General features: G+C 42.9%; 10 protein-coding genes and 3 pseudogenes. 10 read left to right on the top strand and 3 right to left on the bottom strand.

Going from position 1 to position 14,874, the window contains the following annotated elements:
- The first annotated feature begins 761 nt into the window (after positions 1 to 761).
- The 4 genes and pseudogenes from ltrA (ACWPWY_RS17140) to ACWPWY_RS17125 all read left to right on the top strand — a co-directional run bounded on the left by ltrA (ACWPWY_RS17140) (position 762) and on the right by ACWPWY_RS17125 (position 4,451).
- Entirely contained in the window at positions 762 to 2,162 is a 1,401-nt protein-coding gene (ltrA, locus tag ACWPWY_RS17140; RefSeq protein ID WP_454192935.1) for a group II intron reverse transcriptase/maturase, read from the top strand.
- Between the two features lie 173 nt (positions 2,163 to 2,335).
- Positions 2,336 to 3,070, top strand: coding sequence for a hypothetical protein (locus ACWPWY_RS17135; protein WP_454192934.1), 735 nt, complete (start codon positions 2,336 to 2,338; stop codon positions 3,068 to 3,070).
- Positions 3,071 to 3,453: 383 nt separating this feature from the next.
- A pseudogene (locus tag ACWPWY_RS17130) lies at positions 3,454 to 4,043 on the top strand (chloramphenicol phosphotransferase CPT family protein).
- Between the two features lie 240 nt (positions 4,044 to 4,283).
- A complete protein-coding gene (locus tag ACWPWY_RS17125) occupies positions 4,284 to 4,451 on the top strand; it encodes a hypothetical protein (protein ID WP_454192933.1) in 168 nt (55 codons plus the stop codon).
- Positions 4,452 to 4,824: 373 nt separating this feature from the next.
- Here ACWPWY_RS17125 and ACWPWY_RS17120 read toward each other — a convergent pair.
- Both ACWPWY_RS17120 and ACWPWY_RS17115 read right to left on the bottom strand, forming a co-directional pair.
- Positions 4,825 to 5,779: pseudogene (locus ACWPWY_RS17120) on the bottom strand (IS30 family transposase).
- Positions 5,780 to 6,082: 303 nt separating this feature from the next.
- Positions 6,083 to 6,331, bottom strand: coding sequence for a hypothetical protein (locus ACWPWY_RS17115; protein ID WP_454192932.1), 249 nt, complete (start codon positions 6,329 to 6,331; stop codon positions 6,083 to 6,085).
- An 838-nt stretch (positions 6,332 to 7,169) separates the two neighbouring features.
- Here ACWPWY_RS17115 and ACWPWY_RS17110 point away from each other — a divergent pair.
- The 4 genes from ACWPWY_RS17110 (at position 7,170) to ACWPWY_RS17095 (ending at position 11,202) form a co-directional block, all read left to right on the top strand.
- Positions 7,170 to 7,568 (top strand): hypothetical protein, encoded by a 399-nt coding sequence (locus ACWPWY_RS17110; RefSeq protein WP_454192931.1) that lies wholly within the window; start codon positions 7,170 to 7,172, stop codon positions 7,566 to 7,568.
- Entirely contained in the window at positions 7,552 to 8,463 is a 912-nt protein-coding gene (gene ltrA / locus ACWPWY_RS17105) for a group II intron reverse transcriptase/maturase (protein ID WP_454192930.1), read from the top strand. The genes ACWPWY_RS17110 and ltrA (ACWPWY_RS17105) overlap by 17 nt, the downstream gene beginning before the upstream one ends.
- Before the next feature lie 175 nt (positions 8,464 to 8,638).
- Entirely contained in the window at positions 8,639 to 9,553 is a 915-nt protein-coding gene (locus tag ACWPWY_RS17100) for a phosphotransferase (protein ID WP_454192929.1), read from the top strand.
- Positions 9,554 to 10,404: 851 nt separating this feature from the next.
- A complete protein-coding gene (locus ACWPWY_RS17095; RefSeq protein WP_454192928.1) occupies positions 10,405 to 11,202 on the top strand; it encodes a phosphotransferase in 798 nt (265 codons plus the stop codon).
- A 482-nt stretch (positions 11,203 to 11,684) separates the two neighbouring features.
- Here ACWPWY_RS17095 and ACWPWY_RS17090 read toward each other — a convergent pair.
- Positions 11,685 to 12,893: pseudogene (locus ACWPWY_RS17090) on the bottom strand (IS110 family transposase).
- 337 nt (positions 12,894 to 13,230) lie between these two features.
- Between ACWPWY_RS17090 and ACWPWY_RS17085 the strand changes: the two are divergent.
- A complete protein-coding gene (locus tag ACWPWY_RS17085; RefSeq protein ID WP_454192927.1) occupies positions 13,231 to 13,713 on the top strand; it encodes a GNAT family N-acetyltransferase in 483 nt (160 codons plus the stop codon).
- Between the two features lie 609 nt (positions 13,714 to 14,322).
- Positions 14,323 to 14,874 (top strand): reverse transcriptase domain-containing protein (locus ACWPWY_RS17080; RefSeq protein WP_454192926.1); only part of this gene is annotated, 552 nt, incomplete at its 3' end.

The following is a 14,874-nucleotide window of genomic DNA, read 5'->3' as shown; positions in this document are numbered from 1 at the left end:
CAGACAGATGCCCCACCAGGTGACATTGGTGCAACAGAAAAAGTGTTTTATAGTTTCGTTATACCGATTGGGTATTTTGTTATCATGACCTTACTTTCATTTGTTTTTCGTCGTTATTTAATAAAATATTCAGTTAATCTGAAAATAACATTTATACTCGCAATAAATGTACTCATTACTGTCTACTTAATAACACAATTCAAAATCTTTTCTTTTAGTTAATTTCTATAGGAGCCGAATGATTGATTTTATTAGGATAACTCATTAAGCTAACGGAAAAACGTTAGTTGAACAAAGAAGGGAGCAGCTTGCCAGTTGGCAACTGCTCCCTTTTAGTGTGCGCCCGGCATGGGCGATAACTCGGCGGTGAAAGTCCGCTACAGGCTTGGCAGTAGGAACTGTTAGCCAAGGGCAAGGGTGTCCGCCGCGAGGCGGAATCTGAAGGAAGCCGGAGGCAAACCCTCGGTCTGACGAACAGAAATCACATACAAGGCATGGTGGGACGGACGAGCTTGCACTACAAAGCGAAGTCCAATACTGCCCGAATCCTATCATGTAAATGTGGCAGATAGATGAGGGGAAGGTTATCGCTCTTACCCGGGGAGATCTCACAGACGTGAAGTAGGAAAAAAAATCCGAAAGACGGAGTAAAGCTTGCTGTGAGAAGTCAGCAGAAGCCATAGTACCGAGAAGTTTTTTTTTTTCGGGAAGGGCCGAACAATCGTAAGTCTCGAGTATAAGCAGGAAGGAGAGTCGACGCAATGAAAGCAGAATACCGAAAGGGCTGCCCGCAAAGGGATAGCGTGGAACGCAAAGAGTATGTGGGAGCGCGGAGTGTCGGCATTCGGGAATGTGGAGAAAGGGACGGTGCAACAGACCTGCTGGAGCAGATACTGAACAGAGACAATCTGAACAGAGCCTACAAGCAGGTCAAACGCAACCATGGAGCGCCAGGAATCGACGGGATGACCGTAGAAGATGCGCTGCCATGGCTGCAGGAACATAAAGACGAGCTCTTGCAAAGTATCCGGGAAGGCAGGTACAAGCCAAGCCCCGTACGGCGCAAAGAAATTCCCAAACCAGATGGAAGTGGAGTACGGAAGCTTGGCATACCCACAGTGGTGGACCGAGTGATCCAGCAGGCGATTGCCCAGCAGTTGCAGCCACTGTTTGAGCCGCTCTTTTCGGAGGGAAGCTACGGCTACCGCCCAGGGCGGAGTGCACAGCAAGCCATTCGCAAGGTAAAAGAGTATGCGCAACAGGGCTACGGCTACGCGGTAGAAATTGACCTCTCCAAATACTTTGACACACTGAACCATGAGCTACTAATGAATCTTTTGCGCAAACAAATCGGGGATAAGCGTGTAACCGATTTGATTAAGAAATACCTAAAAAGTGGAGTCATGGAGAACGGGGTGCACTGCAAAACGGAGGAAGGCGCTCCGCAGGGAGGCCCCTTATCGCCGTTACTCGCGAACATCTACCTGAACGAATTCGACCAGGAGATGAACGGCCGGGGAGTGAAGGTCATCCGCTATGCAGATGACATCGTAGTGCTAGCCAAAAGCAAACGGGCAGCAACGCGTCTCTTGGAATCCTGCCGAAAATACCTGGAGAACAAGCTGAAACTGCAAATGAATACGCAGAAAAGCAAGGTAGTCAGTGTAATGGCCCGGAAGCACATTAAATTTCTTGGCTTTGCTTTGGGAAAGAACAGAAGTGGCGTGTATATTCGAGTACATGGGCAGTCCCTCGCAAAAGCAAAGAAGAAGTTGAAAGAACTAACGAGCCGAAGTCAGGGCAGGAATGTTCGCCAAGTCATGGAGAAAGTGAAGATCTACATTCGCGGATGGATCGGCTACTATTATGTAGCTGACATGAAACGGATATTGCAAAGCTGGAGTGAATGGCTGCGGAGGCGACTTCGTATGTACATCTGGAAGCAATGGAAGAAACCGAGAACAAAGGTACAAAACCTACGCAGGCTGGGGATACCGGAGGGGAAGGCGTACCAATGGGGAAACTCCCGTCTTGGGTACTGGCGCATCGCCAGAAGCCCGGTGCTGTCTCGTTCCATAACAAACGAAAAGCTCGTACAGGCAGGATATTATGACTTTCCTGCGCAGTACGAGCGTCTACGTAAAATGCACTTATGCGGTTGAACCGCCGTATACCGAACGGTACGTACGGTGGTGTGAGAGGTCGGCTACTCTTCTAATGGGTAGCCTCCTACTCGATTATGTAAATCGGCAGGTTGAGCGCAACAAATAAACATCACTCAAGAACTATCTGAAAATGGTATAATTTGAATGGAATAACAGTATGGAGGGATTAAATGAAAAAGCGTGTTATTGTTGTTGCTGTTTTATTGCTAGGTGCTACAGGAATTGTTTATAGTGCCTATACCAATTCACCTAAAAATTTTCCAGCTTTCACGAGCCTTTCATCTTTAAGTAGTGAATTCGAGGCTCTTCCTGATAAACTGTACTATGACTCTAATTATATATATACAAGTAATGATATATTTCAACAATCACTCAAAGCTCAATCATTACATGCTAAGCAAGCTGAAAAGTTGACACAAATGCAAAAGGAAGAATACTACAAACAGTATGCTGAAATTATTGATGTGGTCACGAACGGGTCTATTTATGGACTTGAAATTGCACCTATTGAAGAATTTATGCCAGAAGATTGGGTTGATCCTAATGAATTCGAAAAAATTGCAATTGAAAGGGCTAATACGAGGGTTATTTTTAATAACCAGAAATCAATTAGCGGACCTGATTCTACTGTCAGAACAATAAAATCAGCTAATATGAATTATAACGGTACCACAATAACTTTTACTGCTTCAATTGATTCTAATGCTCAAATTATTACTAACGATCAAAGAAAATTATTATCTAGTGCTCAAATCTATTCTTCATCAGGAAGTTGGTCTCAAACAGGAAATGATATTTCACTAATGGACGGTGGGTGTACTCCTAAAATTACTATTGGAGGAAAATTCACTTTTAACGGTATAGTTTCTCACCATAATTTTCCAATGAGTGTTTCTGCAGAATAGTTTGATTTTTTTGTGAGGCTCTATGCCTGATATTCTGTATAAGCCAAAAAGTGGATAATAGTCCTACTAAATCTTAGACATAGTCCGTTTAATATCTTATGTTGGCTACTAATGTTAGCATTTATATATGTTTAGATAGGTATTTTTTTGGAATGAACTGCTCATAAAACCTTCCTTCAAATGAACGTATTTAACTAACGAAAAAACGATAGTTCAAGAAGAAAAAGCAACCGATCAGTAGAAAGGGTTGCTTTTTCTGTAAGCTACTCGGCAGGATAGTTTAATAGTTTCTCGAATATTTTATCAGCTGGATAATTTAATAAACTTTATGAAAATAATGTTGTCTGAATGATACGCAAATCTTATATGTGAGGGTGATTCGTGTGAAGCAAGGACTTATTGTGTTCTTGAACGGAACTTCAAGTTCCGGAAAGACTACTATTTCTTTGGAACTGAAAAATCAGAAAGAGATTCCTTTTCATCATTTATCCATAGATACTTTTTTTGGTAATTACAATGATTTTATTGATAGTAATTTTCCGGATATTGAACCTACAAGAGAAGTAGATGATGTCGGAAAAATACTTTTGATCCCATAAATTCAGTGTATTATGCAACAATTAAGTTGTTTTCAGAAATGGGTTTAAATGTAATCGTCGATACCGTAATCGACAATGACAAGCGGTTAAATGATTACCTTGATCTCTTATTCGATCATCCAACATTGTTTATAGGCGTATTATGCTCGAAAGAAGAACTCACAAGAAGAGAGCAAATCAGAGGAGATCGACAGATTGGACTAGCGAATTCTCAATACGACCAAATATATTCCTTTAATGAATATGACCTTAAAGTAAATACTGAAGAGTTGAGTCCAACAGAATGTGCCGAAAAAATACTAGGCTTTATTAAATCCGGTCAGGAATACTCTGCATTTAAGAAATTAATGAAAAGAGAGATTGGTGTTTCATAGTAGGGAGTCCATCGGATAACTACATATTCAAACATTGGAGCTATTACCCGGCGAATTTTGGAATTAAGCTAACTGTAAAACGATAGTTGAACACAGTAGGGAGCGACTTGCCAGTTGGCAACTACCTCCTTTTGCTAATCAGCAGGATTGCTTAAGAGGCACTTCACTTCTTCGATTACAACTTTCCCCTGTAAAAACCGTTATATTAAAAACTAAGGTGATTGGGAAGGAAGATCAATTATGAATTATTTTATCTATTTAGGGAAAAATGTAAAGCGGTTGGGTAACACGTTGACAAGAGAGAGATTAGCATTAGTGCTTTCTAAAGTACATTTGCATATGAACAATAATGAGCAAGCTATTTCTTTTGCAACATGGGCAATTAATCGGATTGAAAAAAACTGTTAGAAGGGCATTGATTCCTGAGTTTAATGAGATCATTAACAAAGCAACTGCCTAAAGAGGTTGCCATAGTGAGATTATAGATAATTGAACTATCAACGTAGAAACGATACAAATTCTTTCACTCTGATATTCAGGATTGCGGTATTTCCACCGAATATATCGATGACAAAGAATTCATATATTAATATTTGACCTATGAGTATAAAACAATTATATTTGATAAATTCGAAGAACTTAAACGAAATATTTCTAAAACGTTGCCTTAACTAGTGACGTTTTTTATTTACACAAAAAGAAAACTCCACCTATTAGGCAGAGCCGTGTTTATTAATTATTGATATATCAGGCATTATCCGTTTATGTATAAGACGGATTGTCAATCCAAGTGCGACACTTCTTCTTCAAATGATTCGTGAGCTGTCTTCCAACCTAAACATTTCCTTGGTCTGTTGTTAATGAGTTGGAGGGCATGTTCTAATTCTTCCTCGGTCACCTCTGCAAAGTCCTTCCCTTTTGGGAAGAACTCTCGAAGGAGCCCGTTTCCATTCTCATTGGAGCCTCGTTGCCATGAAGAATAAGGATCTGCAAAATACACCTTCATCCCGTGTGACTCTTCCAGTTCACGAAAGCATGCGAACTCCTTACCACGGTCAACGGTAGCTGTTTGGAAGGTTTGGGCAGGGTACTGTGCGCCAACTACACCAATAGCGATTTCCATAGATAATGAAGTGCGATCTGGCATTTTAATAGCAGTGTACAGCCTTGTTTTTCGCTCGATACATGTAGCGACACAAGCCTTGCTTTTTCCTCGGCTGGAGACGACTGTGTCTAGCTCCCAGTGCCCAAAGGTTTCTCGGAAACGAATCTCTTTAGGTCGTTGTTTAATAGAGGTGCCAACGAGGAAGCGACCACGCTTTTCTTGTGGCTTCTGTCTCTTTCCTTTGTGCCTTAACTGCTGAACTGTCATGCGAATCAAACGACCTTCATAAAGCCAGCGATATATCGTTTTGAACGAAATCATGGGCTGGCCTTTCAGATAATAACGCATAGAGATTTGCTCGGGAGACCAGGTTTCATGAAGGCCCGCTCAATTTCTTTCCCAAGCGCCTCTGTCCACTTTCCTCCAGAGGTTTGATCCTGACGAAGACGTCGGTACCGTTTCTCTGATCTGCCGCCAGGTAACCATCCGGGCTCTGATTTTTCTTGAGCTCCCGACTGATCGTGGAGTGATGTCGTTTCAATTTGAGAGCAATGACTCGGGCAGACAGCCCCAGTTGATGTAATGCTTCTAGTTTACTGCGTTCAATTATGCTAAGATGTGTGTAGCTCATGGGCGGATTCTCCTTGTGTGAATGTGGTGTAGGAACCTTCATTTTACACGAATCCGGCCATGGGCCATTTTTATTTTGAACTAGGTGTCGCACTTCATGTTACAATCCGTCATAAGTAATAGATACTGATTAATATAATGTACATATTAGACGTTGCCATAACTAGTAGCGTCTTTTGCGAGCTTATTATTTATTCTTTATGCTTATAAGCACCTCCGGTAATTCCCAGCTGTTCGACTTCACCATCTTCCCCTAATCTATAAGAATACATCTTATTAAGTTCATCTGAGAATTCAACATAAGTTAGATATCCAGAAGCTGTTTCATCAGTTGTTTTTTTATCTTGACAACTTCAAAACTAGCTATATCGCTCTCCAAATACCCTTTCTCCTCAATTAAATACTCTTTAACTCTTTCCTCATTATAAGCGGCAAGCTCTGGATCACTTTTAGCTGGGGTGTTAAGAGAGTACACCGTAAAAGATATGAAACCAATTACAAGAATTATAAGCCCTAGAACAACTCCGCCACCAATCATCATTATTTTCTTCAAAAAATTCTCCTTCATCTAAAATCAATTAATATATATTAACAAAGCATTTCTAATAAAAGTATGATAAAACTAGCAATAAATAGAATTTTATTACATAAAAAAGATAGAAAGATATTTATCTCAGAAGGATAGCCCGTTAACTGTGTTATTTTGTGAATTATTGCAAAATAATATTGTGCTAACATGAATTTACAGAAGCTGACTATAATGGACTAACAATACTCTTATCTTCGTTCAACTAACGGAAAAACGTTAGTTAAAGAAGAACAAGTAAGCAACCGATCAACAGACCGGTTGCTTTTGCTTTAAGTGCGTGCCCAGCTAAGCACGCATCTTCTAGCCGGTGAAAGTCCGGTCACGGGAGGGGCCAAGCCCCTGTGTAGCTAGGATACCTACGTACGGTGAAAACTGTGCGTAGAAGCGTATCGACAAAAGTATCTGTCGGAGACAGAGCGAGCAACATACCAGGCCGTAACATCAAGTGAATCCTGCCGCGTCGTCAAAGAGGCCTCGCAAGAGGGACGAGGGGAAGCCGAACCCCGGCTTAATGGGTGAAGGCCACGGAAACTGCTAAGAACTTGGAGCGGCAGTGAAGAATCCTCCGGCGTAAGGGGATCGGCATGGTATGAAAGAAGATGCAGTGAACTGGGGAGACCCTCCCCTGCACGGACTTTTTTGAAACCGTAACAAAGTGGTCTATAAGTCCAAAAGACGAAATGATCTACTTGCAGGAAGGGAGTCCGAGGGGCTCATAGTACTGAGGAACTGCAGGACAACACAACCTGCAGGAGGGAAGGAGCCCTGCTTTGTTCATGTTTTTTTTAGGAGGTACGAATTAGTGAATGCCAAACGGCTAACGACACCAAAAGAAAACGTTCAACAACTCCAAAAGAAACTAGGTCATGCGGCCAAGGAAAACAAGAAGCGCAGATTCCACGCATTGTACGACAAGGTCTACCGAATGGATGTATTAGAGGAAGCCTGGCGGAGAGTACGAGCTAACAAAGGATCGGCTGGCGTCGATGGAGAAACTCTTTCGGATATTGAGGAAAAGGGAGAAGTGTTTTTCCTGTACGAATGCCAACGATGCTTGAAGGAAAACAAATACCATCCACAGCCCGTACGACGGCATTACATTCCGAAGAAAGACGGGAAGCAAAGACCGCTAGGCATCCCAACCGTCCGAGACCGCGTTATTCAAATGGCGGCCGAAACTGGTCATGGAACCGATCTTTGAAGCGGACTTTCAGGAATCCTCATTTGGATTCCGTCCAAAACGAAGTGCGAAAGGGGCACTGGACCGTATCCGAAAAGCCTGCAACCGAAAAGGAAATTGGGTGGTCGACGTCGACATCCAAGGCTACTTCGACAACATCAACCAAGAGAAACTAATGAAACTGGTGGAGATGCGAATCAGCGACAGGCGCGTCCTGAAGCTGATACGGAAGTGGCTGAACGCGGGAGTGATGGAAGAAGGAAAGGTCAGACGATCCGATCTGGGTACACCACAAGGCGGAGTGATATCCCCTCTGCTCGCGAATATCTATTTGAATTATTTTGATATTCTGTGGGAACGACATGGCAGTGGAATCGGGGAACTTACGCGTTACGCAGATGATTTCGTTGTCGTATGCAAAACGAAGAAAGATGCAGAACGGGCGTATGCACTCATACGTGCGATTATGGATCGTCTGGAACTGACCTTGCATCCGACGAAAACGCGGATTGTAGGATTATGGACAGGAGAAGAAGGGTTTGATTTTCTAGGCATGCATCATCGCAAGACGAAAGCTGAAACATCCTACGGAAAAGCGTACTATACCACGCAGCAGTGGCTGTGCCGGAAAGCGGAGGAACGCATCCGGGAAGTGGTAAAAGAGCGCTTAGCTCCGTCCAGCCAGAGACATAAATCACTCGCGGAGCACGTAGGTTGGCTGAACCCGAAGATTCAGGGGTGGCGCAATTACTACCACACGTCCTACAGCCAACGAAGAATGGCGAAGTTAGATTGGTACATTGTGTTGCGTTTGGCAAAATGGTATGCAAAGAAAAAGCAACGTTCTCGGTGGCAAAGTGCAGTCCAAGAAGTGCGGAACATGGCGAGACAATGTGGGCTCAAAACGCTTTTGTAATCTGTATGCACATGAATGACGAACATCGGAAAGCCGTATGAGGGAAAACCTCACGTACGGTTTGATGAGGAGGGGCTGGTTTGCCCAGCCCTTTACTCTAGTATTGGGCAGTTATGCGTAACTTCCAGGGAATGTAAACGTCAAATAAAGTAAGGAACGAGGAGGCAGACATTTCATGGAAGGAACGAATGTATGGGATGCGGAGTGGGAGGTTAACGAAGAGCAGGCGCGGACGCTGATCGGCAGACAATTCCCTCAGCTGTCATCGAAGCAAGTGAAGCGATTGGGCTGGGGCTGGGACAATACGGTTTTTCTCATCGGTGACGAGTACGTGTTCCGGTTTCCAAGAAGAACGATTGCAGTTGGCTCGATTCGTATGGAAGGGAAGCTGCTGCCGAAGCTGGAGGCATATATGACCATCCCCTATCCGAAACCGTTGTTTTATGGCGAAGCAAGTGACGAATACCCGGCACCATTTCTTGGCTATGCCTACGTGCCAGGAGATTTCCCCATCGGTTTGACGGAAGAACGCCGGGCTTTATCGGCGGAGACGCTGGCGAAATTTTTGCGGAGATTGCATGAGTTTCCAGTGCAGGCGGCGCTGAAGTGCGGAGTTCAGCAAGATCATCGAAGCTTGACGGACATAGCATCGCGCAAAGTGAAATTGGAGGGCTTTCTATCGAAGGTGGTTGAACACTTGTCGCCGGAGGAGTCCGGTGTGATCAAAGCGTATATTAGCAGGCTGCAAACGGACCGTGTCGAGGCGGTGAATGCACTGCTACATGGCGATCTTCATTTCAAAAATATGCTTGTGAATGAGAATGGGATCGTTTCCGGCATCATTGATTGGGGCGATCTGAGCGTAGGCCATCCGGCTTGTGATTTGAGCGTTGCTTACAGCTTTTTACCACCTTACGCTCGCGGCGTGTTTTTTGAAACTTACGGAGGAGCGGACGAGGAAACGAAGCTGCTGGCGCGGCTGATCGCGGTATACATTCCCGTACTGATCTTGATGCAAGCGGTCGATGACGGGAATGAAGCGATTGCGGCAGAGGCGAAATCCAACATCATGCGAGCACTTTCGGATTAGGCTCATTATTTCGTTGCAGCTATGGGGCTATGGCTATCGGCACCATTTTGTCGTTTAAAGGCCGCGATAAGGTACGATTCGCCTTCTCTGATGCCGCTTTATGTAGTGAGAACAATTAAGCAGCCGCTCAGATGACCGGTTGCTTTTTTCTTTGAGCTAACGGGTAGAAATACTTGAAAACTAAGTATTGTGAGGTTTTGAAAAAATGGGGGTTATTCGTTATCCTCGTGGTCTAAGAGTCAGATGCGACCAAGATTTACATCTACGAGTCACAAGCATGTAAAAATTCCGCCTTTTGGTTTCGCTTAAATATGGAATTATCCTATCAGAGTTATTGTGTACATCAAGAAGAATTATCGAATAAAAACTTATCAGTCAAAGAAACTGGTTTGTGCCACATTTCTCGGTCCTGATGACAAAAATCTTGAGCTCGGCTGCTGATCGAGAGTTTTTTCTTTTCCCGTTTTTTTAGATCATGAGGACAAGCCCAAGAGTAGATTCTTATGATGTTGTTGAGCGGTCTTTTTTGATTTTTGTAAATAGCAAAATAAAAGTCTTTTCTTAGTTGGTAATATCTAGTAATATCTAATTTAGAGATGTAAAGAGAGGGGAATCTGTACTTATGTGGAATACCTTGAATTGATTATTTAATTGAATAGAGACAGTGGCGGTCCTTAGTTCTTAAGGATGCGTTTATTTGTCTATCTTAAATCAATCATTCAAGGGATACATGGTGTGGACAATTAAATTCCCATTGCCGAGCAGATACCTTTGTATATCTGCTTTTCTTTATGGGAAAAAATACATCTCTATTGACACAATCATAGAGTCCCTAAATTGGGGGAATTTTAATGGAAAGTCAGTACGAAAAAGAAGAAGCACTAACTGGAGGGAATGTCTCCATTGTATATCGTTTAGGAGATACGGTTCGGCGAGAATTAAAGCCTGATAGTGTTAAAATTCATACATTGTTAAAGCACGTTGAAAGCAAAGGCCTACATGGTGTGCCAAAGTTTCTAGGTATTGATGAAAAAGGGAGAGAGATCTTATCCTTTATCGAAGGAGAAGCTGGCAATTATCCGTTAAAAAAATACATGTGGTCGGACGAGTCTTTAAAAGAAATCGCAAAAATGCTTCGTCTCTATCATGATGCGGTGAGTGATTTTCCAATGGAAGAACGATGGCAACCTATTGATAACACCCCGCAGCCATTTGAGGTGATGTGCCATAATGATTTTGCCATCTATAATATTATTTTTAATCGCGAAGAACCAGTAGGTGTGATTGATTTTGATTTGGCTGCTCCTGGTCCAAGACTTTGGGATATCGCCTATACGCTTTACACTTGTGTTCCTTTAAGTAGGCTTTATCATACGGAAGCAGGCGAAGCCATTTATTATGATTCGTTAAAGGATGCTGAGCGAATCAAACAAAGGATTAGATTGTTTTTTGATTCCTATGGTATGGAAGGAATAGATAAAGGTTTTTTAGAAATGGTATTGCTACGAGTAGAAGGATTATGTAAAACCATGCAAAGGAAAGCCAAAGAAGGCGATATGGCGTTTCAAAAAATGATCGACGAGGGACATTATGATCACTATCAAGAGGAACTTCGATTCATTCGCGAACACGGAAAAGAGTGGAATTAAGAGAAATGTTTTGGTGAACCAACGGAGCACAAGCGTGAAAAAAGAGACCATCTTTTTTGAGTCCATTGAAAAACGTGAGGCCTACCCCAATCTTCAGTCGGGGTAGGCCTCACTGTTTTTGTGTATGGTTGTATCAACTTAAGGTGGTTCTACGATAGCCCAATAAACACAGTGGCTCGTGTGAGACGACGAGATGTTGCCGTTCACACGTGTCGCTGTTGTTAATGGGCGGGTCGTCGCTATTAGCGGCTTTTTTTGTTTTAACGGTACAAGTTCTTGTCCCGAGCCAAAGACAAGAACTTGTACCGATTACCGATTGGATAAGTTTTCAATTATTTGCTCTAATTCATTAAGCTATACCAGCTAATAGCTTGTCAAGATTACCAGTAAAATGGACTTAAGTCATGTGGTATAGTAAAAATAAGCATGACAAATAACCCTCCAATCTCCTTTGTTTTGGAAGGTTATACCAACGAAAATAGTTAGGCAGTGCGGAAAGATTTTTTACTTTTCAGGATGACATAAAGCCAATGAACTAGCTTATTTGCACATGCGACTAAAGCTACTTTATGTGGTTTTCCTTCTACTCTTTTGCGATCATAAAAATCTTTAAGTCGCATATTACGAGAACGAATGAGTCCACACTGGACAGCCATAACTAGCGCATATCGAAGTTGCCGGGAACCACGTTTGGTAATTCGATTCCGTGTTGCCGTAAACTTTCCAGATGCAAATACACTTGGATCAATGCCTGCAAAGGCTACTAGTTTCTTTGGATGATCAAAACGGTCGATTTCTCCAATTTCCGATAAAATTGTTGCCGCAATTTTAGGACCAATACCGGGAATCGACTGGATTAAATCATATTCTTCAATTTCTTCAGCGAGAGCATCAATGTTCTTTTCCAATTGAGACAGATGCTCTTGGTACTGAAGAATGAGCGAGATCAAAACTTTCAGGTTAATCAAGTGACTAGAGTACATATTCTGTTGAAAAGGATTTTGTTTGGCTGCATGTAGCAGGCGCTTAACTCGCACACAGATCCAATTCTCTGACCTTCCTCGTTTTGAGGAGAGTAGTTCTTTGAATTTAGACTTAAGCATTTCTTCATCCGACTGCAACACCAAATATGAAGTCGGAAACTCATTTAAGAATTGAAGTGAAATGTTAGAATAGATGTCCCCGAAAACACCTTTGTACGTAGGGAAAACTTGATCTAGAACAGCTTGAAACTGCAGTTTAATCTGTACACACATCTTTGACAGAGACTCATATTGTCTTGTTAAATAACGCAAATTAAGCAGTTGAACACCTCTTTTTTTATAGGGCTCAAATTCTTCTTTATAGTACAACTCTCCGAGCAAATAGGCATCAGCAGCATCTGTCTTCACTTTTCGAAGGCTGGACTTTCTTAGCCGATTTGAGATGAGCGGATTAATGACAATGTACAAATAATGATGCTCCTCTAAGAACTGAACAACGGGACTCTAGTAATGCCCAGTTGCCTCGAGAAGTAGCGTAGGACGTAGCCCAGCTGCATGTTCAACATCCTGAATAGCTTGAAGTAACTTCGTCAGCCCTTCTTGGGTATGTTCGAATTTAAACGTCCCTCTGTACGGTTTGCCTCGCTCTAAAAAGGCTTGTCCATGGCTTTCATCTTTAGAAATATCCAGGCCAATCACTGGATTCATTTAAATGCACCTTCCTAATTTAAATTTACCGGCAGCCCCTGTGATTTCCTCTTGTCGCTCCATAGCATCGCTTGTTATACGGGATCTATGTCCCAACCAGCCTCAATCATGGTCATGACAAGTAGGGGTGAACATTATAGCGCTCGGGATCAAGTCCCACGGGCAGGTACGTTCGACCCGGCTACCTTAATTCTCAAAGCTAATGAAAAAAGGGTCAACCAGAAAGAACTGGTTGACCTCATAATACGAACGGACAGGATAGTTTGATTATAATGATTTTTCACCGAACCTATTCTCAGGTTGTATGTTAGTTTGATTTAGAGGTGAGATACAAATCATGGGAATTAATCTTATGCCAGTTACAATAGATCAAAAAGAAATCTTGTACAACCTTTATCAATACTACCTTTATGATTTTAGTCAGTATACTGAGGAAGATTTGGACTTGAATGGGCAGTATAATATTGACTTGAATCATTATTGGGAAGACCCTAGATGGTGCCCTTATTTTATATGTCATAAGGAACGAATTATCGGATTTTTAGTAATACTTCTTGAAAATTATGATATGGATCCTAATCCAATTCACGTAATTTATGATTTTCTAATCCTAAATAAGTATAGGAGAAAGGGATTTGGGAGACTAGCTGCTGTTAAGGCGTTAAATTTATACCAAGCAAATTGGAAAATAGTGCAGATGAAAGTTAACCAACCAGCAATACATTTTTGGCGGGATGTAGTGAGTCAATTTACCGCTGGGAAGTATTCTGAAGTTTTTCGCGAAGATCTAAACAAATATGTGCAATTATTCAGTAGTTGACTTACGCTAACGAAAAAACGTTAGTTGAACACAGAAGGGAGCAGCTAGCCAGTTGGCAGCTGCTCCCTTTTTGTTATGCGCGTGCCCAGCTAAGCACGCATCTTCTAGCCGGTGAAAGTCCGGTCACGGGAGGGGCCAAGCCCCTGTGTAGCTAGGATACCTACGTACGGTGAAAACTGTGCGTAGAAGCGTATCGACAAAAGTATCTGTCGGAGACAGAGCGAGCAACATACCAGGCCGTAACATCAAGTGAATCCTGCCGCGTCGTCAAAGAGGCCTCGCAAGAGGGACGAGGGGAAGCCGAACCCCGGCTTAATGGGTGAAGGCCACGGAAACTGCTAAGAACTTGGAGCGGCAGTGAAGAATCCTCCGGCGTAAGGGGATCGGCATGGTATGAAAGAAGATGCAGTGAACTGGGGAGACCCTCCCCTGCACGGACTTTTTTTTGAAACCGTAACAAAGTGGTCTATAAGTCCAAAAGACGAAATGATCTACTTGCAGGAAGGGAGTCCGAGGGGCTCATAGTACTGAGGAACTGCAGGACAACACAACCTGCAGGAGGGAAGGAGCCCTGCTTTGTTCATGTTTTTTTTTAGGAGGTACGAATTAGTGAATGCCAAACGGCTAACGACACCAAAAGAAAACGTTCAACAACTCCAAAAGAAACTAGGTCATGCGGCCAAGGAAAACAGGAAGCGCAGATTCCACGCATTGTACGACAAGGTCTATCGAATGGATGTATTAGAGGAAGCCTGGCGGAGAGTACGAGCTAACAAAGGATCGGCTGGTGTCGATGGAGAAACTCTTTCGGATATTGAGGAAAAGGGAGAAGCATTTTTCCTGTACGAATGCCAACGATGCTTGAAGGAAAACAAATACCATCCACAGCCCGTACGACGGCATTATATTCCGAAGAAAGATGGGAAGCAGAGACCGCTGGGTATCCCAACCGTCCGAGACCGCGTCATTCAGATGGCAGCGAAACTGGTCATGGAACCGATCTTTGAAGCGGACTTTCAGGAATCCTCATTTGGATTCCGTCCAAAACGAAGTGCGAAAGGGGCACTGGACCGTATCCGAAAAGCCTGCAACCGAAAAGGAAATTGGGTGGTCGACGTCGACATCCAAGGCTACTTCGACAACATCAACCAAGAGAAACTA

Source organism: Paenibacillus sp. Marseille-Q7038 (assembly GCF_965111595.1).
This window is presented reverse-complemented; position numbering and strand designations above follow the sequence as displayed.

Bases quoted from the DNA above. Each gene is read 5' to 3' on its own strand.
- ltrA (WP_454192935.1), top strand. From the start codon at position 762: ATGAAAGCAGAATACCGAAAGGGCTGCCCGCAAAGGGATAGCGTGGAA.
- ACWPWY_RS17100 (WP_454192929.1), top strand. From the start codon at position 8,639: ATGGAAGGAACGAATGTATGGGATGCGGAGTGGGAGGTTAACGAAGAG.
- ACWPWY_RS17085 (WP_454192927.1), top strand. From the start codon at position 13,231: ATGGGAATTAATCTTATGCCAGTTACAATAGATCAAAAAGAAATCTTG.
- ltrA (WP_454192930.1), top strand. From the start codon at position 7,552: ATGGAACCGATCTTTGAAGCGGACTTTCAGGAATCCTCATTTGGATTC.
- ACWPWY_RS17095 (WP_454192928.1), top strand. From the start codon at position 10,405: ATGGAAAGTCAGTACGAAAAAGAAGAAGCACTAACTGGAGGGAATGTC.
- ACWPWY_RS17125 (WP_454192933.1), top strand. From the start codon at position 4,284: ATGAATTATTTTATCTATTTAGGGAAAAATGTAAAGCGGTTGGGTAAC.
- ACWPWY_RS17135 (WP_454192934.1), top strand. From the start codon at position 2,336: ATGAAAAAGCGTGTTATTGTTGTTGCTGTTTTATTGCTAGGTGCTACA.